We start from the raw sequence: 23,729 nt of genomic DNA on the forward strand, positions 1-23,729 counted from the left end.
ATAGAAATGGCTAAATTTTCCCCCAAAGTGCAAGACGAAGGTCGTGACGACGGTTTGCGCGAAAAAATGATCGCGGTCAACCGCGTCACCAAGGTTGTGAAGGGTGGTCGTATTCTCGGCTTCGCTGCACTGACCGTGGTTGGCGACGGTGACGGCCGCGTTGGCATGGGCAAGGGCAAGTCCAAGGAAGTGCCTGCTGCCGTGCAGAAGGCTATGGAAGAAGCCCGTCGCAACATGATCAAGGTGTCGTTGAAGAACGGCACCCTGCATCACAAAGTGATGGGTCACCATGGCGCTGCCAACGTGATGTTGGCTCCTGCTCCCAAGGGTACCGGTATCATCGCCGGCGGCCCAATGCGCGCCGTCTTCGAAGTTCTGGGTATCACCGACATCGTGGCCAAGAGCCATGGCTCGTCGAATCCCTACAACATGGTTCGCGCCACTTTCGACGCTTTGAACAACTCCACGACCCCTGCGGAAGTGGCTGCAAAGCGTGGCAAGTCGGTTGAAGACCTGTTCGTCTGATCGGAGTCACTATGACAACGCAACAAACTGTGAAGGTCCAACTGGTGCGTAGCCCGATTGGTACCAAGGAAGACCACCGCGCCACCGTGCGTGGTCTGGGTCTGCGCAAGCTGAACAGCATCAGCGAACTGAAGGACACCCCTGAAGTGCGCGGTATGATTAACAAGATCGCCTACTTGGTGAAGGTTCTCTGAAAGGATTGATGATGGAACTCAATAGCATCAAGCCTGCAGCAGGTGCCAAGCACGCCAAGCGTCGCGTCGGTCGCGGTATCGGTTCGGGTCTGGGTAAGACCGCCGGCCGTGGTCACAAGGGTCAAAAGTCGCGTTCGGGTGGCTACCACAAGGTAGGCTTCGAAGGCGGTCAAATGCCTTTGCAGCGTCGCCTGCCCAAGCGCGGTTTCAAGTCCACCACGTTGAAGTTCAACGCCGAAGTCTCCCTGGCTGCTCTCGAGCTGCTGGGTGCTGCGGAAGTGGATCTGGCAGTGCTCAAGCAAGCTGGTCTGGTTGGCCAACGCGCCAAGGTCGTCAAGGTGATCAACACCGGTGCTCTGTCCAAGGCTGTCAAGCTGAACGGCATTGGCGCCACCGCTGGTGCCAAGGCTGCGATCGAAGCCGCTGGCGGCAGCATCGCCTAACCCTTTCTGAAAGATTCATCAGTGGCTACGAACACCGCAACTATTGCAAAGACCGGTAAATACGGCGATCTGCGTCGTCGTTTGGTTTTTCTGTTGCTGGCGCTGATCGTCTACCGCATCGGAGCTCATATTCCGGTGCCTGGTATCGATCCCACCCAGTTGCAGCAGCTGTTCAATAGCCAACAGGGTGGCATCCTCAACCTGTTCAACATGTTCTCGGGCGGAGCGCTCTCGCGCTTCACCGTGTTTGCACTGGGGATCATGCCGTACATCTCGGCATCGATCATCATGCAATTGATGACCTACGTCGTCCCGACATTCGAACAGATGAAGAAAGAGGGCGAAGCCGGCCGTCGCAAGATTACCCAGTACACCCGTTACGGTGCCCTGGCGCTTGCGCTGTTCCAGTCGCTCGGCATTGCCGTGGCGCTGGAAGGCACTGCCGGTTTGGTCCTCAGCCCTGGTTTCGGGTTCCGTCTTACCGCCGTGGTCAGCTTGACCGCCGGTACGATGTTCCTGATGTGGCTGGGTGAACAGATCACCGAGCGTGGTTTGGGCAACGGGATCTCGATCCTGATCTTCGCCGGTATCGCTGCGGGTCTCCCCAGCTCCATCGGTGGATTGCTCGAATTGGTGCGCACTGGTGCGATGAGCATCATTGCCGCGATCTTCATTGTTCTCGTAGTGGCAGCCGTGACGTACTTCGTCGTGTTTGTCGAGCGTGGACAGCGCAAGATCCTGGTGAACTATGCGCGCCGTCAGGTTGGAAACAAGGTGTATGGTGGTCAGTCTTCGCACTTGCCACTGAAGCTGAACATGGCAGGTGTGATTCCTCCCATCTTCGCTTCGTCGATCATCTTGCTGCCTGCCACTGTTGTGAACTGGTTCAGCGCTGGCGAATCGATGCGTTGGCTCCGGGACATTGCTAGCATGCTGACTCCTGGTCAGCCCATCTATGTGATGTTCTATGCCGCAGCGATCATCTTTTTCTGCTTCTTCTATACGGCCTTGGTTTTCAACAGCCGCGAAACGGCCGATAACCTGAAGAAGAGTGGTGCCTTTATTCCCGGGATTCGCCCAGGGGATCAGACAGCACGTTATATTGATAAGATTTTGGTGCGTTTGACGCTTGCGGGTGCTGTTTACATCACCTTCGTGTGTCTGCTGCCAGAGTTCTTGATCCTGAAGTACAACGTTCCGTTCTATTTCGGTGGCACTTCCTTGTTGATCATCGTGGTGGTGACCATGGACTTCATGTCCCAGGTCCAGAACTACATGATGTCTCAGCAGTATGAGTCGCTTCTGAAGAAGGCGAACTTCAAGGCCTCAGCCAAAAACTGAGATCGACAGGAAAGTGTGCCCTCCAGTCTGTTCGGGCTAAATATTTGAAATGCCGTCACAGACTGGAGCGGATGGAAGTTTTAGGAGAATGAAATGAGAGTTTCAGCTTCGGTAAAGAAGATTTGCCGTAACTGCAAGATCATCCGTCGCAAGGGTGTCGTACGCGTGATCTGCACCGACCAGCGCCATAAGCAGCGCCAAGGTTAATCTAAAGTATTAGAGGACACAAATGGCACGTATTGCTGGTATTAACATCCCTCCGCACAAGCATGCGGAGATCGGCCTGACCGCTATCTATGGCATCGGTCGCACCACCGCTCGCAAGATCTGCGAAGCCGCTGGTATCGACTACGCCAAGAAAGTCAAGGACTTCACGGACGCTGATCTGGAAAAGATCCGCGACGCAATCGCTCACCTGACCCTGGAAGGTGACCTGCGCCGTGAAACCACGATGAACATCAAGCGTTTGATGGACATCGGCTGCTACCGCGGTTTCCGTCATCGTCGTGGTCTGCCCATGCGTGGTCAGCGTACCCGCACCAATGCCCGTACCCGTAAGGGTCCGCGCAAAGGCGCAGCGGCTTTGAAGAAATAAAGAGATTGAAGGTACACAATGGCTAAGTCTCAGAACAACGCAGCTGCACGTGTACGTAAGAAAGTTCGCAAGAACATTTCTGACGGCATTGCACACGTTCACGCTTCGTTCAACAACACCATCATCACGATCACCGACCGCCAAGGCAATTCCCTGTCTTGGGCTTCGTCGGGTGGCCAGGGTTTCAAGGGCTCGCGCAAGTCGACGCCTTTCGCAGCCCAGGTTGCTTCCGAAGTGGCCGGCCGTGCTGCCATGGAACAGGGCATCAAGAACCTGGACGTCGAGATCAAGGGCCCAGGCCCAGGTCGCGAGTCTTCGGTGCGTGCTCTGGGTGCATTGGGCATCCGCATCACGTCGATCTCCGACGTGACGCCAGTCCCGCACAACGGCTGCCGCCCTCAAAAGCGTCGTCGTATCTAACTCACCATAAGCCCACCGCCGCCAGTGCATGGTGCTCTGGCGGCTCCCGCATTTTTGCGGCAGCTGAAAAAAGGATATTCAAGTGGCACGTTTTATTGGCCCTAAGGGCAAACTTTCCCGCCGCGAAGGCGTAGACCTGTTCCTGAAGAGCGCACGTCGCTCGATCGCGGACAAGGTCAAGCTGGACACCAAGCCAGGTCAACACGGCCGTACCTCCGGCACGCGTACCTCGGACTACGGTCTGCAACTGCGTGAAAAGCAAAAGGTCAAGCGCACCTACGGTGTGCTGGAAAAGCAATTCCGCCGTTACTTCGCTGAAGCTGATCGTCGCCGTGGCAACACCGGCGCGAACCTGCTGAGCTTGCTGGAAAGCCGTCTGGACAACGTGGTGTACCGCATGGGCTTTGGCTCGACCCGCTCCGAAGCGCGTCAGCTGGTGTCCCACAAGGCCATCACCGTGAACGGTCAATCGGTCAACATTCCTTCCTACTCCGTGAAGGAAGGCGACGTGGTTGCTGTGCGCGAAAAGTCGAAGAAGCAAGCCCGTATCATCGAGTCGCTGCAACTGGCTGGTCAAGTGGGCTTCCCCGCTTGGGTGGACGTGTCGGCTGACAAGGCTGAAGGCGTCTTCAAGAAGTCTCCAGACCGCGATGAATTCGGTGCTGACATCAACGAATCGCTGATCGTCGAATTGTATTCTCGTTAATTTCACAGTCGTTTTCGACTGCGAAAGTGTATCCGTCCCAGAACCGCGAGGCATCGCGGTTCTGGTGCTTCACCAGCCTTACCGGTGTAACGAGCCGGGGGTATTGAGAGGAAGTTTGCATGCAGACCAATTTGCTGAAACCCAAGACAATTAACGTAGAACAGCTGGGCCACAATCGCGCCAAGGTAGAGCTGGAGCCGTTTGAACGCGGCTACGGACACACGCTGGGCAATGCGCTGCGTCGTGTTCTGCTGTCCTCGATGGTGGGTTATGCAGCGACGGAAGTGACCATTGCAGGTGTGCTGCACGAGTACTCGTCTATCGACGGCGTCCAGGAAGATGTGGTCAACATCTTGCTGAACCTCAAGGGCGTGGTGTTCAAGCTCCACAACCGTGACGAAGTGACGCTGAGCCTGCGCAAGGATGGCGAAGGCGTGGTGACGGCTGCTGACATTCAGACGCCTCACGATGTAGAAATCATCAACCCTGATCATGTCATCGCCAACCTGTCGCAAGGCGGCAAGCTGGACATGCAGATCAAGGTGGAAAAAGGCCGTGGCTATGTGCCCGGTAACGTGCGCCGCTACGGTGACGAGTCGACCAAGTCGATCGGCCGCATTGTGCTGGACGCATCGTTCTCGCCGATCAAGCGCGTCAGCTACACGGTCGAATCCGCCCGTGTTGAGCAGCGTACCGATCTGGACAAGCTGGTTCTCGAGATCGAAACCAACGGCGCCATCGCTGCAGAAGATGCAGTGCGCTCGTCGGCCAAGATCCTGGTGGAACAGCTCGCCGTGTTTGCGCAGCTCGAAGGCGGCGCATTGGATGTGTTCGACCAGCCAGGTGGCCAAGCGCGCAACAACGCCACGTTCGACCCGATCCTGCTGCGTCCTGTGGACGAGCTGGAGTTGACCGTGCGTTCCGCCAACTGCCTGAAGGCCGAAAACATCTACTACATCGGTGACCTGATCCAGCGCACCGAAAATGAGTTGCTCAAGACCCCGAATCTGGGTCGTAAGTCGCTCAACGAGATCAAGGAAGTTCTGGCTTCCCGTGGTCTGACCCTGGGTATGAAGCTTGAAAACTGGCCACCAGCCGGTTTGGAAAAGCGTTAAGTTATAATGGAGAGCTCTCCCAATGGTGGGGGAGCTCAATCGTAGTGCGTCGAACAGTACCTGATACGGCTGTTTGATTGAATCAATCTAAAAGGAAAAGCACCATGCGTCACGGACACGGCCTCCGCAAACTGAACCGCACCTCGTCTCACCGTAAGGCGATGCTGCAAAACATGATGAATTCGCTCATCGAGCACGAAGCCATCAAGACCACCGTTCCTAAAGCCAAGGAACTGCGCAAGGTGATCGAGCCCATGATCACGCTGGCAAAGGTGGACACCGTTGCCAACCGCCGTCTGGCATTCGACCGTCTGCGCAGCCGCGACAGCGTGACCAAGCTGTTCAACGTGCTGGGTCCTCGCTCGGCAAACCGTCCAGGCGGCTACACCCGCATCCTGAAGATGGGTTTCCGCGTGGGCGACAACGCGCCTATGGCCTATGTTGAACTGGTGGACCGCGCTGAAGAAGCCGGTGATGCCGCAGCTGAATAAGCCCTCTGCAGGTTCACACTGAGAAAGCCCACTTCGGTGGGCTTTTTCTATGGTGGGGAGGCTTTGGTCGCCCATGGCAAGCGGACCCCAGGCGCAGATTGCACAAATAGTTTTCCAAATGATGACAAAGCGCTTCATATTAAGGAAAACCCGCGCTATAATGCTAGTGCGCGATGGAGCAGTCTGGTAGCTCGTTGGGCTCATAACCCAAAGGTCGGAGGTTCAAATCCTCCTCGCGCAACCAGAACACCAAAAGCCAGCTTTCGAGCTGGCTTTTTTGTGGCCGGGTGCCGGGCACAGCCCTGCTGGAGCAGGCGGGCCAGCCTGCAAGGCGGCCCCGATGGCTGCGGGTTCGAGCCAGCCAAGATTGCTATAAAAGTCGAAGCGCGAAAAATATGCGCTAAAAGCGCGCTCCGGCAAAATGCAGCCCCAAAGTCGCGCTATAATTGCGGTGCGCGATGGAGCAGTCTGGTAGCTCGTTGGGCTCATAACCCAAAGGTCGGAGGTTCAAATCCTTCTCGCGCAACCAGAACACCAAAAGCCAGCTTTCGAGCTGGCTTTTTTTGTGCCCGTTTCCCTAGCAGCGGCGGACACCAAGTCTGATCGCTGCGCTAGTCACCACAGGCAGGGCGGCAGCAGCCGCGTGTCCCACCTCCGATGGCCCTTTGGCGGGGCCGCAGCGCAGCATCAATGCGCGTACAACTGCTCCAGCGAGCGAAAGCCTTTGACCTCGATCGGGTTGCCACTGGGGTCGTGGAAGAACATCGTCCATTGCTCGCCGGGCTCGCCTTCAAAGCGCACCTGGGGCTCCAGCACAAAGCGGGTATTGGCAGCGCGCAGGCGTTCGGCCAACTGCTTCCAGTTTTCCAGTTTCAGCACCAAGCCAAAGTGCGGCATGGGCACCTTGTGGTTGCCCACCAGGCCGGTATTGCTGGTCTCAAAAGGCTTGCCCAGGTGGCAGGAGATCTGGTGGCCAAAGAAATCAAAATCCACCCAGCTGTCGGTGCTGCGGCCCTCGGCGCAGCCGAGCGTGTCGCGGTAGAAGTGGCGTGCAGCATCCAGGTCGTGCACATGGAAGGCGAGATGGAAAAGGCTCTGCATGGTGGCGGGCTCAAAAGGCGGGGTTGCAAGATGGGTCGTACACCGCTGCATGCGACTTATCACATAGGCAGGGGCTGCACAATCCGCTAAGCTGTGCAGCATACACCTTGGCATTGCACACGCGGCCAACGGCCCCAACCACTGGAGACAACACCATGCAGGACTCCGCCCAGCCCTTCAACCCCTTTGCCCCTGGTTTTGATTTTCTGCAAAAGCTCGCAGCAGGCAGCACCTCCAAGCCCTCTGCGGCCTTTGCGCAGTGGCAGGAATGGGTGGCACCGACGATGAATGTGCCAGATCTGGAAAAACGGATCCAGGAGCTGAAAACCGTGCTGTTCTGGCTGGAGCAGAACCAGCGTGCGTTGGCCGCCACCATCCAGGCGATGGAGGTGCAGAAGATGACCTTGTCCGCGCTGCAGACCATGAATGTACCGGTGGAGAACTGGGCCAGCACGATGGTGCAAAGCTGGCAGCAGTTTGCGCAGAGCACAGCAGCGCAGGCGCAAGAGGCTGCCGCAGCGACTGCGCCGCAGGCCTCGGCCCCAGCGCAAGCCGCACCCAGCCCGGCGCCCGCAGCCACTCCGGCACCCGCACCGGCCGCTGCCGCTGCAGAACCCCCTGAAAAAGCCGACCAGGCCAGCAATGCCGCAGCAGCCTCGGTGACCGATCCCATGCAATGGTGGGGCGCGCTGACCCAGCAATTCCAGCACATTGCCCAGCAGGCCGTGCAGGATGTCACCGAGCAGGCAATGGCCCATGCCGCCAGCACCCAGCAGGCGGCAGCATCGGCCGCGCAGGCGGTGCGCAGCACGGCAGAAGAGATGGCAGAGGCCGGCAAAGCCGCAGCCAAAGCGGCGATGGGCCAGCCGGCCGCAGCCAAGCGCAGCACGGCTTCGTCCGGAAGCAATCACACTACCAAGGCGTCTGCCCACAAGCCCAAGAGCGGGCCCCCGCCCAGCGCAGCACGCAGCGCCAGCAAGCAGGCGGCCCCCCGCAAGGCGACGCCCGCCAACGGCACCCGACAGGCCGCTCCCCGCAAGGCCGCCCCGCGCAAGCCTTCCCCCGGCCAGCGTTGAGTCAGCATTACGATCGAGCGCTGGTGATTTTTTAGCGCGGCACTGGCTTGGCCGCCGCGCAGCAGCAGGTTTTTGACAATGGCAGGCACAAAGCTTTTTCCCTATGGCCATGTGACCCACCCCGACTGGCGGATGGCCGTGGCGTTGGTGGTGGCCCAATTGCGCGGGCGCATGGCCCAGGCGGGCTACGCCAGCGCGCCCAACTTGGGGCTGGTGTATTTCACCGATGCCTATGCGCGCCATGCGCCGCAGCTGCTGGAGGCCTTGCAGGATGAGTTTCCGCAGATCGGCGACTGGAGCGGCTCGGTCGGCGTCGGCGTGATGGCCTCGCATGCCGAATACCTCAACGAGCCAGCGCTGTCGGTCATGCTGCTAGAGCTGCCTGCCCATTCCTACCGCTTGTTCTCCGGCATCGCACCGCTGCCGGTGGCGCCTTCATCGCCCTGGGAGAGGGCGCTGGTGCATGCCGATGCGGGACTGCCGGATTTTGCGGAGCTGCTCGAAGAGCTGGCCGCCCGCACCCGGGCTGGCAGCGTGCTCGGCGGCCTCAGCTCTGAGGCAGTGGCGCCGCTGCAGCTGGCCTGGAGCAAGGCGCTGGGCCCCAGCCACAGTGGTGTGCTGCGCGGCGGGCTCTCGGGCATGGCTTTTTCTGCCGAGGCCGGCGTGGTGCAGGAGCTGACCCAGGGCTGCCAGGTCATGGGTGCGCGCATGCGCATCACCGCCATGCAAGGCCATGTGGTGCTGGCCCTGGATGGCCGGCCCGCGCTCGATGTGCTGGAAGAACTGATGCCCGTGCGCCTGGATGCCGACCCCGAGCGGGCCACCCGCACGATGCGCCATATCCATGCCGCGCTGGAGCCGCATGCGCCCGAATCGGCCATGCATGCCGGCCAGCTGGGCCCCGAGGCGCGCGTGGTGCCGCTGGTGGGCGTGGACATGGCCAGCCGGGGCATTGTGCTGCCCGAGCTGGCCCAACCCCAGCAGTACCTCTGCTTTTGCCAGCGCAACCTGTCGGCCGCGCGTGCCGATCTGCTGCGCATGTGTGCCGAACTGCGCGAGTCGCTGGCGCCTGCCGAGGCACAGACGGGCCTGCCGCTGGGCGACAGCGTGCTGGGTGATGCCGGGGCCGGCCGCAGCATTGCCGGTGCCGTCTACATCAGCTGCGCGGAGCGGGCCAGCCCCTATTTCGGCGTGCCCGGCGCCGAGCTGGAGCTGATCCACCATGTGCTGGGCGATATCCCGCTGGTGGGCTTTTATAGCCAGGGCGAGATTGCCGGCCAGCAGCTGCACCGCTATGCCGGTGCGCTGATGCTGTTTACCCAGGCGGCATAGGTCTTCAACACGTTCTTAGCGGTTGCCCCCTGGCTGCAGGCGCCGCATCTCGGTAAACACCGACAGCTCCCAGCTGCGCATCGCCAGCAGCAGGGTATAGCCCTCGCGCTCCTTCTCGGGCAGGCGCTGGTCGGTCAGGTGCTGCTGGGCAAAATCCTGGGCCACGCGCTGCAGGCGCTCCAAAAAGGCTGGCGCCAGGGTGCGGCTGATGGCGCCATGCACGAGCATCAAGCCCTCGCCCGATTTGTCGAAGGTGCCCGAGAAATAGTCGTGCACCGCGTTCTCGCGGAAGTACTCCATCACCGGGCCATGCGGGCGCCAGCGGAAGGTTTTGGCCAGCTTGAGCCGGTAGCGGTTCATCGGGCGCAGCTCGATGATGCCGATGCGGTCCAGCTGCGCCAGGTACTTGATGCCCTCGGCCTCGGTCAAGCGGTAGGTGGTCAGCACCTGCTCCAGGGTCCACTGGCTGAGCACGCAGATGGCCATCAGCAGCAGCTTCTTGTCCGCGACCACGGCCTGCTCCTGCTGCTGCGTCAGCTCCTTGATCAGCGGCTGGTTGTCGGCCACGCGGCGCGCCAGGTCGGCAAAGTCCAGGCGCAGCACATGGCAGATGGCGTCGATGCGCGACAGCGGCATGTCGCCCTTGGCCAGCATGCGCTTGACGCTGGACTCCGCCATGCCCAGGGCCTCGGCCAGGTCGGCATAGGTCATCTGTGCAGCTTTCAGCTCTTTCTTCAATGCCAGTACCAGATCGGCGGTGGTGCTCATGGGTATCGTCCTGTCATACTTTGGGTGCCATCATAGGGGATCACGCCAGGATTCCGGGACGCTCGGCTGCCCCAGCAGCACAGTGCAGGCCATGACTGATACCTCCCAACCCCCAAGCCCCCGCAGCCCGGCTGCGGAATACGCGCTGTATGCCTTCCATGCCGCCATGCTGGCCTTGGCCTGCCTGGGGCCCTATGTGCCGCAGGCGGCCCATTACCATGACTTTGCCGACCAGCGCCCGCTGCTGGGCCTGGTCAATGCGGCCGATGTGCTGAGCAATCTGCCGTTTTTGCTGCTCGGTGTCTGGGGCTTGCTGGCCACTTTCAAAACGCCCGCAGAGACGCTGCGCTCCCAAGGGGCGACACCCTGGCTGCTGATGGTTTTTGGCGGCCTGGTGCTGACGGCCCTGGGCTCGTCCTACTACCACCTGCTGCCCGGCGATGTGCGCGTTTTTTGGGATCGCATGGGCATGGTGCCGGTGTTTGCCGGTGTGCTGGGCCTGGCGCTGCAGTCGCTGCTCAACACCCGCGCGGCCTGGCTGACGGCGCTGTGCGTGCTGCTGGGCGGGCCGCTGGCGCTGTGGATCTGGTTGCAGACCGGGCAGCTGCTGCCCTGGGCCGTGTTGCAGGGCGCGGGCATGGTGCTGCTGCTGGTACTGGCCGTGTGGCAGCAGCGCAGCCCGCCGGCCGCGCACCTGATGCGCTGGCCCCTGGCCGGCATCGTGGCCTGGTATGCGCTGGCCAAGTTGTTTGAGCTGGGCGATGCCGCCGTCTGGGCCGGTAGCGGCCATCTGGTGGCCGGCCATGCGCTTAAGCACCTGGCGGCAGCGCTGGCGGTGCTGCCGCTGCTGCGCAGCTTGCAGCAACTGCGCCACCGGGCGCACGCAAACGGCGCGTCCGCAGGCACAATCGGGGGCGGCGCCCTGGGGGCAGGGCGTTTGCGCTGAATGCCCGGTACCGACCACCCCCACCGCCCTTGATCCGCCAGGAGATGCTTGTTCCATGAACCGTCCACATGCCCCCTCTGTGCCCGCCGCTGAGGCGCCAGACCATCCCAACCAGTTTGCCTTGCTGGGCCAGCGCCGCTTTGCCCCCTTCTTCTGGACCCAGTTCGCTGGGGCTGCCAACGACAACCTGTTCAAGTTTGCCTTCACCGTCATGGTGACCTACCAGCTGCAGGTGGCCTGGATGCCGCCGGCGATGGCGGGCCTGGTGATCGGCGCGCTGTTCATCCTGCCATTTCTGCTGTTCTCCGCCACCTCGGGTCAGCTGACCGACAAGTATGAAAAGCACCGCATGATCCGCTTCGTCAAGGACCTGGAGATTGGCGTGATGCTGATCGCCGGCCTGGGCTTCTGGATCGAAAGCCCGGCGCTGCTGCTGGGCTGCGTGTTCTTGATGGGTCTGCATTCCACCCTGTTCGGGCCCGTCAAGTTTGCTTACCTGCCCCAGGTGCTGCGCGACGATGAGCTGACCGGCGGCAATGGCATGGTCGAGATGGGCACCTTTGTCGCCATCTTGCTGGGCAATGTGGTGGGGGGCCTGCTGGTGGCCTTGCCGGAGATCGGCCATGCCTCGGTCGCGGTGGCTTGCTTTAGCCTGGCCGTGGTGGGGCGTTTGACGGCCCAGGGCGTGCCGGTGGTGCCTGCCACCGACCCGGGCCTGCGCATCAACTGGAACCCGGTGAGCGAAACCTGGCGCAACCTGAAGCTGGCCCATGGCAATGTGGTCGTATTCCGCTCGCTGCTGGGCATCAGCTGGATGTGGTTCTTCGGCGCGGTGTTTCTGAGCCAGTTCCCCAGCTTTGCCAAGGAGGTGCTGCATGGCAACGAGCATGTGGCATCGCTGCTGCTGGTGGTGTTTTCCATCGGCATCGGCCTGGGCTCGCTGCTGTGTGAGGTGCTCTCGCGCCGCCAGGTGGAGATTGGCCTGGTGCCCATCGGCACCATCGGCATGAGCGTGTTTGCGATTGACCTGTACTTTGCATCGCGCGGCCTGGCGCAGCCCGCCCAGACCTGGACGGCGCTGGCCTTCATCAGCCAGCCGGCGCACTGGCGTGTGATGGCCGATCTGGCCCTGCTGTCGCTGTTTGCGGGTCTCTACAGCGTGCCCATGTATGCGCTGATCCAGCTGCGCAGCCAGCCCACGCACCGCGCCCGCATCATTGCGGCCAACAATATCCTCAATGCGCTGTTCATGATCGCCAGCTCGGTCATCGCCGGCGCCTTGCTGGGGGCAGGCTTTACCGTGCCGCAGATCTTCCTGTTCACCGGCATTGCCAATGCCATCGTCGCCACCTACATCTTCTTGCTGGTGCCGGAATACCTGCTGCGCTGCATTGCCTGGCTGATTACGAACGTCGTCTACCGCTTTCGGGTGCAGGGCGCACACCACATTCCCACCAGCGGGCCGGCGCTGCTGACCTGCAACCATGTCAGCTTTGTCGACCCCATCCTGATGATGGCCGCCAGCCCGCGCCCGATCTACTTTGTGATGGACTACCGCATCTTCCGCACGCCGTTGCTGGGCTGGCTGTTCCGCCTGTGCAAGGCCATTCCGGTGGCCCCCCGCAGCGAAGACCCTGCCGTCTACGAGGCCGCTTTTGCCAGGGCCGCGCAAGTGCTGCGCGAGGGTGATCTGCTGGCCATCTTTCCCGAGGGGGGTATCACCCGCGACGGCGAGCTGCAGGCGTTCAAGGGCGGCGTGATGAAGATCCTGGAGCAGGCGCGTGCCGATGGGCTGGATGTGCCGGTGGTGCCGATGGCCTTGTCCAACCTCTGGGGCTCGTTCTTCAGCCGCATCGAACCCAAGGGCGCGATGACCCGGCCGTTCCGCCGTGGCTTCTTCAACCGGGTGACCTTGCGCATCGGTGCCGCCAGCCCGGCCGCCAAATGCTCGGCCGAGCAACTGCGCCAGCGCGTGGGTGAACTGCTGGACCAGGAGGGTGGCCATGGCAGCGGTTCGCCCGCTTTGGGATAATGCAGGCTGGACAACGAATGGCTTTGTGATGACCTCTCTGACGATTCTGTACAAAAGCGTGGCAGCCTTGGTGGCCATGTCTGCCCTGGCCGCTTGCACCAGTACTTCGGGCCTGAAGCCGCTGCATGACCCTGAAGAGAAGGAGGCTTTCACACGCGCCACCGTCTATGCCGGGCCGCGCAGCCCCGCATCGGCCTACTGTGTGCAGATGGGCGGCGCCATCCTCAATACGCCCAAGGGCAAGAACACCTTGTGCCGCTTCCCCGACGGCAAGGAAATGGACCCCTGGGACCTGTTCTGGCGCGACAACCCCTCGAACTAAAGCCCACGACGGGCTGCGGTACAACGCAAAAAACCCCTGCCAGCACATACCGCGCTGGCAGGGGTTTTGTCTTGCTGAGCTGCTGACCAGGCTTTAGATCACGCCATGCGTCTTGAACCAGTCCTGCATGCGCTTCCAGCCGTCCTCGGCCGCATCCTTGCGGTAGCTGGGGCGGTAGTCGGCATGGAAGGCATGGCCCGCTTCAGGGTAGATATGGAAGCTGGAGGCCGCAGCAGCAGCATTGCCGGCAGCGCCCGCCTTTTGCAGGCTTTGCTTCATCGCTTCGACCGATTCCAGCGGAATGCCCTGGTCCTTGCCACCATAGAGGCCCAGCACCGGTGCCTTGAGCGCGCTGCTCAGGTCGATGGGGTGCTTGGGTTGCAGGTCGTTGGCGGCACCTTGCAGGCGGCCATACCAGGCGACACCGGCCTTGACCTTGCCGGTAGCGGCATACAGCCAGGTGATGCGGCCACCCCAGCAGAAACCGGTGATGCCGGCGCGGCTGGTGTCGCCACCATTGTCCTTGGCCCAGGCCAGCGCGGCGTCCAGGTCCTTGATGACCTGGGCATCGGGCACCTTGCTGACCAGCTCGCTTTGCAGTTGGCTGATTTCGGTGTACTTGCGGGGGTCGCCCTGGCGCGCAAACAGCTCGGGCGCAATCGCCAGATAGCCCAGCTGGGCCAGGCGGCGGCAGGTGTCGGCGATGTAGTCATGCACGCCAAAGATTTCCTGGATCACCAGAACCACCGGCAGATTGGTCTTGCCAGCAGGCGCTGCGCGGTAGGCGCTGACCTGGAAGCCGTCGACCGTGTACTGGATGGTGCCGGCGGTCAGCCCGGCATCGGGGGTCTTGATGGCCGTCTGCGCCATCACCGGCACGGCCGCTGCAGCGTAGCCCACGCCCAGCGCCATTTGCAGGGCGCTGCGGCGGGTGCTGCCGGCCAAGGTGGCGCGGCCCGGGAGAAGAGAGTCGAAGTCGGCATTGTGAGTCTGGGACATAGGATTTCCTTTTCTACGGATGGCAGGCCCATTATGGAGGGCGATAAAAAATGGCCTGTGACAAGGCGTTGGCGCCTGGGTTGGGTCAGTCCTGCATTTCTAAGTTCCGCTCCATGAAAAATGCCTGGCATGGCCAGGCATCGTGGTGGTGGAGGCTGGGTTCAGATCACTTCCACAGCGCACACTTGGTTTCTTCCTTGGTCGTAAACACCTCGTCACCGGGCAGCTTCTTGACGATCTTGTAGTAGTCCCAGGTGCCCTTGGATTCCTGTGGCGTCTTGACCTGGACCAGGTACATGTCGTGGATGTAGCTGCCGTCGGCGCGCAGGGTGCCCGAGCCAAAGAAGTCGTCCATCTTCATGCCGCGCCAGGTCTCCATCACCTTGTCGGCATCGGTGGTGCCGGCGGCTTGCACGGCCTTCAGGTAGTTCATCGTGGCCGAGTAGTCGGCGGCCTGGATTTCGGTGGGGCGGCGCTGGGTTTTCTTCATGTAGGCATCGGCAAACTTGCGCGATGCGTCATTCATGTCCCAGTACCAGCTGGTGACGAACTGCATGCCGGCGGTGTTCTTCAGGCCCAGGCTGTGGATGTCGCTGTAGAAGACGAGCAGCGGCGCGATCTTCATCGTCTTGTCGATGCCGAATTCCTTGGCGGCCTTGATGGCGTTGATGGTGTCGCCACCGGCATTGGCCAGCGCCAGCACCTGGGCCTTGGAGCTTTGCGCCTGCAGCAGGAAGGACGAGAAGTCGGAGGCATTGAGCGGGTGGCGCACGGCTGCAGCCACCGCGCCGCCCTTGGCCTTGATGACCTTGGTGGCATCGGCTTCCATTGCATGGCCAAAGGCATAGTCGGCCGTCAGAAAGAACCAGTTCTTGCCACCGCCCTCGACAATGGCGCCAGCCGCACCCTTGGACAGCGCCACGGTGTCATAGGCGTAATGGATGGTGTAAGGCGTGCATGCCTCATTGGTCAGCGCCGAGGTGCCGGCGCCGTTGTTGATCATCACGCGCTTTTTCTCATCAGCCACCTTGGCCAGCGCCAGTGCGGTGCCCGAGTTGGTGCCGCTGAAGATCATCGTCAGGTTTTGGGTGTCGATCCATTCGCGCGCCTTGCTGGCAGCGATGTCGGCCTTGTTCTGGTGGTCAACGCTCAGCAACTCGATCGGCTTGCCCAGGACCTTGCCACCAAAATCGTCGATCGCCATCTGGATGGCGGTGGCGCCGCCCTTGCCTTCAACGTCGGCATAGAGGCTGGACATGTCGGAGATGTAGCCGATCTTGACCTTGTCCTGCGCATGGGCGGTGCCCATGGCGGCGGTCAAGCCGAGCAGACCCAAGGTGGCCAAGGCCTGCGCCAGGCGAGTGCGTTGCATAGTTGCTCCTGATGTTTATGGTGTTATCTCAATGCGGCAGCCGCATGGCACAGATACTGGCATGCACAGCGCCGGGCGGTATTGGGGCAACCACGCGCTGCCCGCCCATGGCCCACCCACGGCCCGGCAGCCGACCTGGCATAAAAATAGCTGCCGGTGCTTGGGTTTAAAGCACCGGCAGCTATCAATTCAGGAGTTTTGCGCTCGCCTGGGCGCATGCGCACACTGGCTTGGCTTTTTTGCGCACCCCCATGGGAAAATGCCTCAGGCGGCCTGGCTGCGCAGATAGGTCTGCACGATGGCGGCGGCATCGACCGCAAAATGCTGGCGCAGTGCGGCGCGCGAATCGCTGCGGCCAAAGCCGTCCGTGCCCAGGGTGTAGTAATGCTGGCGCGGCAGGCCTCGCTCGTCGGTGGGAAGGTAGGCGCGCACCAGCTCGGGCAGCGCACGCACATAGTCGCTGGCGGCAATGATGGGGCCTTGCGAGGCCGCCAGCTGCTGCGCAAACCAGCTGGGCGCACTCGCCTCAGCGGCGCGCCAGCGCTCCAGCTGGGCCTCGCCATCGCGGGCCAGCTCGGCATAGCTGGTAACACTCCAGACATCGGCGGCCACACCATGCTCGCGCTCCAGAATGGCCGCCGCCTTGAGCACCTCGCCCATGATCGCGCCACTACCCAGCAGCTGCACCCGGCGCGCGCTGTGCGCCGGGCCACTCTGCAGCCGGTACATGCCTCGGATGACCCCTTCGTGCGCCTCCGGCGGCAGGCTGGGGTTGGCCACGTTTTCGTTGGTGACGGTGATGTAGAAGAACTCGTCCCGCTGCTCCTGCAGCATGCGCTGCATGCCATGGTCAATGATGACCGCCAGCTCGCCGGCAAAGGCCGGGTCATAGCTCTTGCAGTTGGGCACCGTGGATGCGCTCAGCAGGCTGCTGCCGTCCTGGTGCTGCAGGCCTTCGCCGCCCAGGGTGGTGCGGCCGGAGGTGGCACCAATCAGGAAGCCGCGTGCGCGCTGGTCGGCGGCGGCCCAGATCAAGTCGCCCACGCGCTGGAAGCCGAACATGCTGTAGAAGATGAAGAAGGGCAGCATGGCCGTGCCATGGGTGCTGTAGCTGGTGGCGGCTGCTGTCCAGGACGACAGCGCGCCCGCTTCGCTGATGCCTTCTTCCAGAATCTGGCCGCTGCTGTCTTCGCGGTAGAGCAGCATCGAGGCATTGTCCTCGGGCTGGTAAAGCTGGCCAAACGGCGCATAGATGCCGACCTGGCGGAACAGCCCGGCCATGCCGAAGGTGCGTGCCTCATCGGCCACGATGGGCACGATGCGCGGGCCCAGGGTTGCGTCCTTGAGCAGGTTGCCCAGCTGGCGCACAAAGGCCATCGTGGTGCTCATCGCTTTGCCCTCAGCCTGCAACGCAAAGCCGGCGGTCGCCTGCAGATCGGGCACGGCCACCGGCGTGGCCTGGCCTTTGCGCGCCGGCAAAAAGCCGCCCAGCGCCTGGCGGCGCGCCAGCAGGTAGCGCATCTCGGCGCTGCCATCGGCCGGCTTGAGGAAGGCGGCTGAGGTGGCCTGGGCATCGCTCAGCGGCAGGTTGAAGCGGTCGCGGAAGGCCAGCAGGTCCTCGGCGCCCAGCTTTTTTTGCTGGTGCGATGTCATGCGGCCCTGGCCAATGCTGCCCATGCCGTAGCCCTTCATGGTCTTGGCCAGCACCACGGTGGGTTGACCGCTGTGCGCAGCGGCGCTGGCAAAGGCGGCATGGATCTTGACCGGGTCATGGCCGCCACGGCGCAGGCGGTCGATATCGCTGTCGGACAGGTGGGCGACCAGCGCGGCCAGCTCGGGGCTTTGGTTGAAGAAATGCTCGCGGTTGAATGCGCCATCGTTGGCCGACAGGGTCTGGAACTCGCCATCGACGGTGCGCGCAAAGGTGCGGGCCAGCACATGGCTGTGGTCGCGCGCCAGCAGCGCATCCCACTCCGATCCCCAGAGGCACTTGACCACGTTCCAGCCCGCGCCGCTGAACAGCGCCTCCAGCTCATCGATGATGCGGCCGTTGCCGCGCACCGGGCCATCGAGCCGCTGCAGGTTGCAGTTGATGACGAAGATGCAGTTGTCCAGCCCCTCACGCGCGGCCAAGGTAAGGGCGGCGATGGACTCGGGTTCGTCCATTTCGCCATCGCCAAAAAAGCCCCAGACCTTGCGGCCCGCCGTGTCGGCCAGCCCCCGGTCGGCCAGGTAGCGCATGAAGCGCGCCTGGTAGATGGCATTGATCGGGCCGATGCCCATCGAGCCGGTGGGGAACTGCCAGAACTCGGGCATCAGATAGGGATGCGGGTAGGAGCACAGGCCCTGGATGCCCTGGCTGGCGGCCACCAGCTCCTGCCGGTAGTGCGCCAGGTTCTCCTCGCCCAGGCGTCCTTCCAGAAAAGCGCGGGCATAGACGCCGGGAGAGGAGTGCGGCTGGAAGTACACCAGGTCGGCAGCCTGGTGGCCATCATCGGCGCGGAAGAAATGGTTAAAGCCGGTCTCGAACAGATCGGCCGCCGAGGCATAGCTGGCTATGTGGCCGCCCAGCTCGCCATGCGCGGCATTGGCACGCACCACCATGGCCAGCGCGTTCCAGCGCAGGATGGCCGAAAGCTTTTTCTCCAGCTCCACATCGCCCGGGTAGGGCGGCTGTTCATCCACCGTGACGGTGTTGACATAGGGCGTGTTGCCCGAGGGCTTCCAGGCCACATGGCGCTTGCGGGCATGGGCCAGCAGCGCATCGAGCAGCGCAGCCGCCTGCTCCTTGCCCTGCGCCGAGCCATAGGCCGCCAACAGTCCATCGAAGGCGTCGCACCACTCGGCCAGTTCGGCCGGGTCAGCATGCGGGGTGGCGGGCAAATGGTGGGGCGGCTGGCGCACGGCGGTCTCCTGTCTGGGTCTTGGTTTGAATGCTGGGAATCATGCCATGGAAGCACCGCCCGGGCGCAAGACCCGGCGACACAGGCTGTGCGCAAAAGTATTGCTGTGCGATACCTGTTTCGTTGAAAACTGCTACCGGCATTAAACAGGGATGCTGGCGCAGCCACCTGCACGCATGATGGCGCCGTGTTCAACCAAAGCGGGGCCCTGTTGCTCCGACCCACCATGTCTCAGTCCTTCAACCCTGTTCAGCGTGACACCCGTGCATGGCAATACCAGGTGTGGATCTCGTTCGGTATTGCGATCTCTATGTGCGCGATCGGCCTGGCCTGGCTGCCAGGGCAACACCTGGAACAGGCGTTCATGGTCATGGGCTATATGTTCTGCCTCTCGGCCGCCTTTGTGCTGGCCAAGTTTGTGCGGGACAAGCAAGCGGACAGCAGCCAGGCGGCCGGCGACACGCCCATGTGGCGCTTTGTGGTCTGGGGCGGTTTTGCGATTGCGATGGGCCTGACCGGCTGGGGCATGCTGGGCATGGACATCAACCCCACCTACAAGGCCTTTCTGGGCGTGAGCTGGATGTACATGATCACCACCGCCTTCACCCTGGCCAAGATGCTGCGCGACAAGCATGAATCGGACCTGGCCAGCGCCATCCACCATGCCCGCAGCATGCGCAGCGCCCCCCGCGACCAAGACGTGGGCAACCCCCAGGAGCGCGTGTGAGCGCCCACCGGATGATGCCACCAACCCGGGAGCAGCACATGTTCAGTCTTACGTTCAACAAATGGCAGCGCCGCGCTGCTGCCACCCTGGCCAGCACCGCCCTGGTGCTGGGTTTGGCCACCGCCCCGGCAGCCCACGCACAAAGCGATGCCTCGCTGATGCTCTCGGCGCTGCCGATTGCATCGGTGGTTGTCGGCACTGCGGCCTCGGTGGGTGCATCGACCAGCGTGGTCGCCATTCCGGTGGCACTGTCGGTCGATGGCGCCCAGCTCATCGTCAAGGGCGTGCAGGCATCGGCCAAGGGAACGGTCTGGTTGCTGGAGAGCGCATCGGACGGCGCAGCGGCCAGCATTGAGCTGTCGGCTGGCGCATTGGGCGCCAGCGCCGCCGGTGTGGGCACCGCCATCCTTGTCAGCGTGGTGGGAGCCGGCGTGCTGCTGTCAGCCGCTGGCGAGGTGATTGCCTTTATCCCCAATGAGGTGGGGAAGGCGCTGCTCTATAACGAGCGCTTGTGAACACCGGAGACGCGCAATGTGGACCTCTTTACGCTTAAGCCTGGTGGCCGCTGCACTGCTGGCCGCTACGGCCGCCCAGGCAGGCCGCAGCTGCGAGCCGCAAAAGCCCACGCTCGACAGCGTGCGCCAGAGCCTGAACCTGGCGCAAAACGTGGCGCAGACGCTGGATGCCAGCGGCGCGCAGGTGGTGTTGCTGGGCCGCCAGGGCCAGGATCTGCGCAAGTACCAGCTGCAGTTTTCGCACATGGGCTGGGCCTACAAATCGGCCACCGGCGCCTGGCGTGTGGTGCACAAGCTCAATGACTGCGGCACTGCCGCTTCCCATGTCTACCGCCAGGGCCTGGGTGAGTTCTTTCTGGACGATATGTGGCGCTACCAGGCGGTGATGGTGGTGCCGACCAAGGACGTGCAACAAAAGCTGCTGCTGGCGCTGTCGGCCAACGCGCAGCCCTTGCAGCTGCATGAGCCGCGCTACAGCATGCTGGCCTATCCCTGGAGCCAGCGCTACCAGCAAAGCAACCAGTGGGCCCTGGAGACCCTGGCCCAGGCGATGGCGCCGCAAACCGTGCATGACCGGGGCCAGGCGCAGGCCTGGCTGCAGCTGCAGGGCTACCAGCCCAGCGATTTGCGCATTGGCGCGATGACCCGGCTGGGCGGCCGCATCACGCGCGCCAACATCGCCTTTGACGACCACCCGCCGGAAAAGCGCTTTGCCGGCCATATTGAAACGGCAACGGTGGACTCAGCCTTGCTGTTCATGCAGCGCAGCGGCTTGGCGTCTGCGCCGGTGTTGTTGCGTTAAATGGCTTAGAGCGGCGCCGTCCACACCGCGCAGTCGCGCCCTTGGGACTTGGCCTGGTACAGGGCCAGGTCCGCTTCGCGCAGCAGGTCTTCCAGGCTGTCGGCGGGCCGCAGTGCCTGTTTGTAGGCCAGGCCGATGCTGAGCGTGGCCAGCAGTGGCTCGTTGTGGGCCGTCTGGAACTGGCCATTGCGCACGGTATGGCAGAGGCGCTCGGCAATCGCGGTAGCGTCTTCAAAGCTGATGTGGGGCAGCACCACGGCGAACTCTTCTCCGCCGATGCGGCCCAGCACATCCTGCGGCCGCAGCGATTCAGTCAGCACCCGGCTGACATCGCGCAGCAGGCGGTCGCCGCTGGCATGGCCGTGGTTGTCGTTGACGCGCTTGAAATGGTCCAGGTCCAGCATCAGCACCGCTGCCGAGTTGCCCTCATGGGTCAGGCGCTTGAGCAGCGCATGGCTGGCCTGCACAAAGCCATTGCGGCTCAGCACATCGGTCAGGCTGTCGTGATGGGCCTGGTAGCGCATGCGGTGCAGCAGCTCGGCACGCGCCGCATGCGAGCCCGCCACCGACAGCGGACCCAGGATCAGCATCGTGATGCCCAGGCGCAGACTGGCCACGTCCAGCACATTGGCGGGGATGAAGCCCACGATGTTGGAGATCACGATCACTTTGGTCACAAACACCAGCATGGTGATGATGGCCGTCGTCAGGATGCGGTAGGACAGCGCGCACCACAGCAGCGCAGGCAGCGAGAACGCCAGCGAGCCCACCTTGTTGCCCACCATGTAGCTGGTCGTCTCCAGGCCGATCACCGCCAGGGCGGGCAGGAGTTTCAAGGCCCAGGACTGGCGCTCTTGCACCGCCGCAGGCTTGCTGGCCGAAGGCAGGGCCAGCAGGAACGGCAGCAGCATCATCGCGTTCATCCACTCGCCGGTCCACCACATCAGCAGCCCCTGGGTGATGGACAACTCAAAGGCCCAGGCGCTGATGGGCCCGCCAATGGACGCCGACGCCAGCGATGCCATGCCGCTGGCAAAAAACACCATCAGTGCGGAAGCCTGGCCTTCCATCTGCAGATCGCGCTTGGACTGGCGGTGCAGAAACAGCCAGCCGCAGGCGGCGCCGCACAGATTGGCGGTCGTAAAGCCCAGGGACAGCCACACGGAGGTGCCGGTGATCAGATCGGCCAGCACAAAGCTGGCAAAAATAGCTGCCAGGCCTACAGGCCGCATCAGGCGCGGGTAGCGCAGCAGCAGCACCAACACGATCTGGTTGGCGGGCCAGAACACCGACAGATAGCCCAGTGGGCGCAGCAAGATGCCCACCATGGCCGCAGCAAACACGGCCAAGCTGGCGCAGAGCAGCAAGCGACCGCTATGGGGTTGCTCCAAGGGGTGGACGGACGACGCGGTCGGCATGGGTGTGAGGGAGGATGGGCGAAATATACCCGCTCCCCTGCGCAGCCATGGTCCCGACCCCGTGGGCCAGTCACACATTGGCGCGCGGGCGAAGCGCCCCGGTGCGGCAAGGTTCGGCTGAGGTTTTGCTCAATCGATAACCTCAGTCAATCGCTGTTGCTTCTAAATTCGGAGCTAGAGAATCATGCCGGCTGGCATACCAGTCCAAAAAATGCGGTTGTGGGTTAGCGCCCTGGCTGCCGGTTGGTGGCGCATCGGCCAGGGCACCAAGCCCGCCAAGGCGTTGTCTCGTACTTTACGCAAGGGCTGTCAAGCGCTGTGCCGCGTTGTCTCTTGGCCCCCACGCTTTACATGGCAGGGGCCTGGGCAGCTGGTTCTTAGATACCGCGTGCCCGGTCGGACTTGAACTGCGCGCGGAACTGGGCAAAGCTGCCGGCATCGAGGGACTGACGCACTTCCTGCATCAGGTTCAGGTAGTAGTGCAGGTTGTGGATGGTGGTCAGCATCGGGCCCAGCATCTCGCCGCAGCGGTCCAGGTGGTGCAGGTAGGCGCGGCTGAAGCCGTCGCGGCCGCCGTTGTCCCAGCTCACGCCGCTCTTGCCGGCGCAGGCGTGGCAGGTGCATGAGGTGTCGATGGGCTGGTGGTCGGTCTTGTGGCGGGCGTTGCGGATCTTCAGGTCGCCATAGCGGGTGAAGATGGTGCCGTTGCGCGCATTGCGGGTCGGCATCACGCAGTCGAACATGTCCACGCCATCGGCCACACCTTGCACCAGGTCCTCGGGCGTGCCCACGCCCATCAGGTAGCGCGGCTTGTTGGCCGGCAGCAGATGGGGCGTGTGCTGCATGATGTCCAGCATCTCGTCCTTGGGCTCACCCACCGAGACGCCGCCCACCGCGTAGCCGGGGAAGTCGATCTCCAGCAGACCCTGCAGCGATTCCTCGCGCAGGTGCTTGAACATGCCGCCCTGCACGATGCCGAACAAGGCATTGGGGTTGCCCAGGCGCTCGAACTCTTCCTTGGAGCGCTTGGCCCAGCGGCGGCTCATCTCCATCGACTTGCGCGCTTCGGCCTCGGTGGTCTTCTTGCCATTGGTCTCATACGGCGTGCACTCGTCGAGCTGCATGACGATGTCCGAGTTCAGAATCGTCTGGATCTGCATGCTGACCTCGGGCGACATGAACAGCTTGTCGCCATTGACGGGGCTCTGGAAATGCACGCCTTCTTCGGTGATCTTGCGCATCGCGCCCAGCGACCAGACCTGGAAACCGCCCGAGTCGGTCAGGATGGGCTTGTCCCATTTCTCGAAACCGTGCAGGCCGCCAAAGCTCTTCATCACATCCAGGCCCGGGCGCATCCACAGGTGGAAGGTATTGCCCAGAATGATCTGGGCGCCCATTTCCTCCAGGCTGCGCGGCATCACGCCCTTGACGGTGCCATAGGTGCCCACGGGCATGAAGATGGGGGTCTGCACCACGCCATGGTTGAGCGTGAGCGTGCCACGGCGTGCGTGGCTGGTGGGATCGGTTTTGAGGAGGTCGAACTGCAGCATAACCGCTCATTTTCGCAGATGTGCGGTAGTTGACGG

Annotated in this window: 25 protein-coding genes and 2 tRNA genes; 20 read left to right on the top strand and 7 right to left on the bottom strand. The window is 62.7% G+C overall.

The features are described 5' to 3' along the window. Positions 1-6: 6 nt before the first annotated feature. From rpsE to LPW39_RS18585, 12 genes are all read left to right on the top strand, one after another. A complete protein-coding gene (gene rpsE / locus LPW39_RS18530; protein ID WP_133855834.1) occupies positions 7-525 on the top strand; it encodes a 30S ribosomal protein S5 in 519 nt (172 codons plus the stop codon). Between the two features lie 11 nt (positions 526-536). After that, complete coding sequence (gene rpmD, locus LPW39_RS18535; RefSeq protein ID WP_021028314.1) at positions 537-719, top strand: 50S ribosomal protein L30; 183 nt, start codon at positions 537-539, stop codon at positions 717-719. A gap of 11 nt (positions 720-730) precedes the next feature. Further along, complete coding sequence (gene rplO / locus LPW39_RS18540) at positions 731-1,162, top strand: 50S ribosomal protein L15 (protein WP_133855833.1); 432 nt, start codon at positions 731-733, stop codon at positions 1,160-1,162. A gap of 21 nt (positions 1,163-1,183) precedes the next feature. Next, entirely contained in the window at positions 1,184-2,503 is a 1,320-nt protein-coding gene (gene secY, locus LPW39_RS18545) for a preprotein translocase subunit SecY (protein WP_230778571.1), read from the top strand. A 93-nt stretch (positions 2,504-2,596) separates the two neighbouring features. Then, complete coding sequence (gene rpmJ / locus LPW39_RS18550) at positions 2,597-2,710, top strand: 50S ribosomal protein L36 (protein WP_003050535.1); 114 nt, start codon at positions 2,597-2,599, stop codon at positions 2,708-2,710. 22 nt (positions 2,711-2,732) lie between these two features. Next, complete coding sequence (gene rpsM / locus LPW39_RS18555) at positions 2,733-3,098, top strand: 30S ribosomal protein S13 (RefSeq protein WP_021028317.1); 366 nt, start codon at positions 2,733-2,735, stop codon at positions 3,096-3,098. Positions 3,099-3,116: 18 nt separating this feature from the next. After that, on the top strand, positions 3,117-3,518 hold the full coding sequence (gene rpsK / locus LPW39_RS18560; protein ID WP_021028318.1) for a 30S ribosomal protein S11: 402 nt from the start codon (positions 3,117-3,119) through the stop codon (positions 3,516-3,518). Between the two features lie 82 nt (positions 3,519-3,600). Continuing rightward, the gene (gene rpsD, locus LPW39_RS18565; RefSeq protein WP_133855831.1) at positions 3,601-4,224 is read left to right on the top strand and encodes a 30S ribosomal protein S4; all 624 of its coding nucleotides are present in this window, start codon (positions 3,601-3,603) and stop codon (positions 4,222-4,224) included. Positions 4,225-4,343: 119 nt separating this feature from the next. Then, the gene (locus LPW39_RS18570) at positions 4,344-5,339 is read left to right on the top strand and encodes a DNA-directed RNA polymerase subunit alpha (RefSeq protein ID WP_021028320.1); all 996 of its coding nucleotides are present in this window, start codon (positions 4,344-4,346) and stop codon (positions 5,337-5,339) included. Positions 5,340-5,443: 104 nt separating this feature from the next. Then, positions 5,444-5,830, top strand: coding sequence for a 50S ribosomal protein L17 (rplQ, locus tag LPW39_RS18575; protein WP_021028321.1), 387 nt, complete (start codon positions 5,444-5,446; stop codon positions 5,828-5,830). A 167-nt stretch (positions 5,831-5,997) separates the two neighbouring features. Next, a tRNA-Met gene (locus LPW39_RS18580) sits at positions 5,998-6,074 on the top strand. 208 nt (positions 6,075-6,282) lie between these two features. Further along, positions 6,283-6,359, top strand: a tRNA-Met gene (locus LPW39_RS18585). 158 nt (positions 6,360-6,517) lie between these two features. Here the strand turns inward: LPW39_RS18585 and LPW39_RS18590 are convergent. Continuing rightward, positions 6,518-6,931, bottom strand: coding sequence for a VOC family protein (locus tag LPW39_RS18590; RefSeq protein ID WP_230778574.1), 414 nt, complete (start codon positions 6,929-6,931; stop codon positions 6,518-6,520). Between the two features lie 155 nt (positions 6,932-7,086). Here LPW39_RS18590 and LPW39_RS18595 point away from each other — a divergent pair, with 155 nt between their 5' ends. After that, positions 7,087-8,007, top strand: a complete 921-nt coding sequence (locus tag LPW39_RS18595) for a PhaM family polyhydroxyalkanoate granule multifunctional regulatory protein (RefSeq protein ID WP_230778578.1) — start codon at positions 7,087-7,089, stop codon at positions 8,005-8,007. A 78-nt stretch (positions 8,008-8,085) separates the two neighbouring features. After that, complete coding sequence (locus LPW39_RS18600; protein ID WP_230778581.1) at positions 8,086-9,339, top strand: FIST signal transduction protein; 1,254 nt, start codon at positions 8,086-8,088, stop codon at positions 9,337-9,339. Positions 9,340-9,354: 15 nt separating this feature from the next. Here the strand turns inward: LPW39_RS18600 and LPW39_RS18605 are convergent, their stop codons facing one another. Next, positions 9,355-10,107: a helix-turn-helix domain-containing protein gene (locus LPW39_RS18605; protein ID WP_133855828.1), complete on the bottom strand. Its 753-nt coding sequence runs from the start codon at positions 10,105-10,107 to the stop codon at positions 9,355-9,357. A gap of 91 nt (positions 10,108-10,198) precedes the next feature. Between LPW39_RS18605 and LPW39_RS18610 the strand changes: the two genes are divergently transcribed. Genes LPW39_RS18610 through LPW39_RS18620 form a run of 3 tightly spaced genes read left to right on the top strand, consistent with a single transcriptional unit; the run spans position 10,199 to position 13,407 of the window. After that, a complete protein-coding gene (locus LPW39_RS18610) occupies positions 10,199-11,053 on the top strand; it encodes a hypothetical protein (protein ID WP_230778584.1) in 855 nt (284 codons plus the stop codon). Positions 11,054-11,108: 55 nt separating this feature from the next. After that, complete coding sequence (locus LPW39_RS18615; RefSeq protein WP_230778586.1) at positions 11,109-13,085, top strand: MFS transporter; 1,977 nt, start codon at positions 11,109-11,111, stop codon at positions 13,083-13,085. Between the two features lie 28 nt (positions 13,086-13,113). Continuing rightward, on the top strand, positions 13,114-13,407 hold the full coding sequence (locus tag LPW39_RS18620) for a putative hemolysin (protein ID WP_230778588.1): 294 nt from the start codon (positions 13,114-13,116) through the stop codon (positions 13,405-13,407). Between the two features lie 93 nt (positions 13,408-13,500). On the opposite strand, the gene LPW39_RS18625 is transcribed toward LPW39_RS18620, so the two are convergent. From LPW39_RS18625 to mdeB, 3 genes are all read right to left on the bottom strand, one after another. Further along, positions 13,501-14,406, bottom strand: a complete 906-nt coding sequence (locus LPW39_RS18625) for a dienelactone hydrolase family protein (protein WP_230778591.1) — start codon at positions 14,404-14,406, stop codon at positions 13,501-13,503. Positions 14,407-14,572: 166 nt separating this feature from the next. Beyond that, the gene (locus tag LPW39_RS18630) at positions 14,573-15,778 is read right to left on the bottom strand and encodes an ABC transporter substrate-binding protein (RefSeq protein WP_407928874.1); all 1,206 of its coding nucleotides are present in this window, start codon (positions 15,776-15,778) and stop codon (positions 14,573-14,575) included. 264 nt (positions 15,779-16,042) lie between these two features. Beyond that, positions 16,043-18,682 (bottom strand): alpha-ketoglutarate dehydrogenase, encoded by a 2,640-nt coding sequence (mdeB, locus tag LPW39_RS18635; protein WP_230778592.1) that lies wholly within the window; start codon positions 18,680-18,682, stop codon positions 16,043-16,045. Positions 18,683-18,907: 225 nt separating this feature from the next. Between mdeB and LPW39_RS18640 the strand changes: the two genes are divergently transcribed. Genes LPW39_RS18640 through LPW39_RS18650 form a run of 3 tightly spaced genes read left to right on the top strand, consistent with a single transcriptional unit; the run spans position 18,908 to position 20,725 of the window. Next, complete coding sequence (locus tag LPW39_RS18640) at positions 18,908-19,408, top strand: YiaA/YiaB family inner membrane protein (protein WP_230778593.1); 501 nt, start codon at positions 18,908-18,910, stop codon at positions 19,406-19,408. Positions 19,409-19,446: 38 nt separating this feature from the next. Next, on the top strand, positions 19,447-19,923 hold the full coding sequence (locus LPW39_RS18645) for a hypothetical protein (protein ID WP_230778594.1): 477 nt from the start codon (positions 19,447-19,449) through the stop codon (positions 19,921-19,923). 16 nt (positions 19,924-19,939) lie between these two features. Continuing rightward, complete coding sequence (locus tag LPW39_RS18650) at positions 19,940-20,725, top strand: DUF2145 domain-containing protein (RefSeq protein ID WP_230778595.1); 786 nt, start codon at positions 19,940-19,942, stop codon at positions 20,723-20,725. 5 nt (positions 20,726-20,730) lie between these two features. On the opposite strand, the gene LPW39_RS18655 is transcribed toward LPW39_RS18650, so the two are convergent. Next, a complete protein-coding gene (locus tag LPW39_RS18655) occupies positions 20,731-22,143 on the bottom strand; it encodes a GGDEF domain-containing protein (protein ID WP_230778596.1) in 1,413 nt (470 codons plus the stop codon). Between the two features lie 377 nt (positions 22,144-22,520). Beyond that, the gene (tgt, locus tag LPW39_RS18660) at positions 22,521-23,693 is read right to left on the bottom strand and encodes a tRNA guanosine(34) transglycosylase Tgt (protein ID WP_230778597.1); all 1,173 of its coding nucleotides are present in this window, start codon (positions 23,691-23,693) and stop codon (positions 22,521-22,523) included. Between the last annotated feature and the right edge of the window lie 36 nt (positions 23,694-23,729).

This window comes from Comamonas koreensis, assembly GCF_021026195.1.
GTDB lineage: Bacteria > Pseudomonadota > Gammaproteobacteria > Burkholderiales > Burkholderiaceae_C > Comamonas > Comamonas koreensis.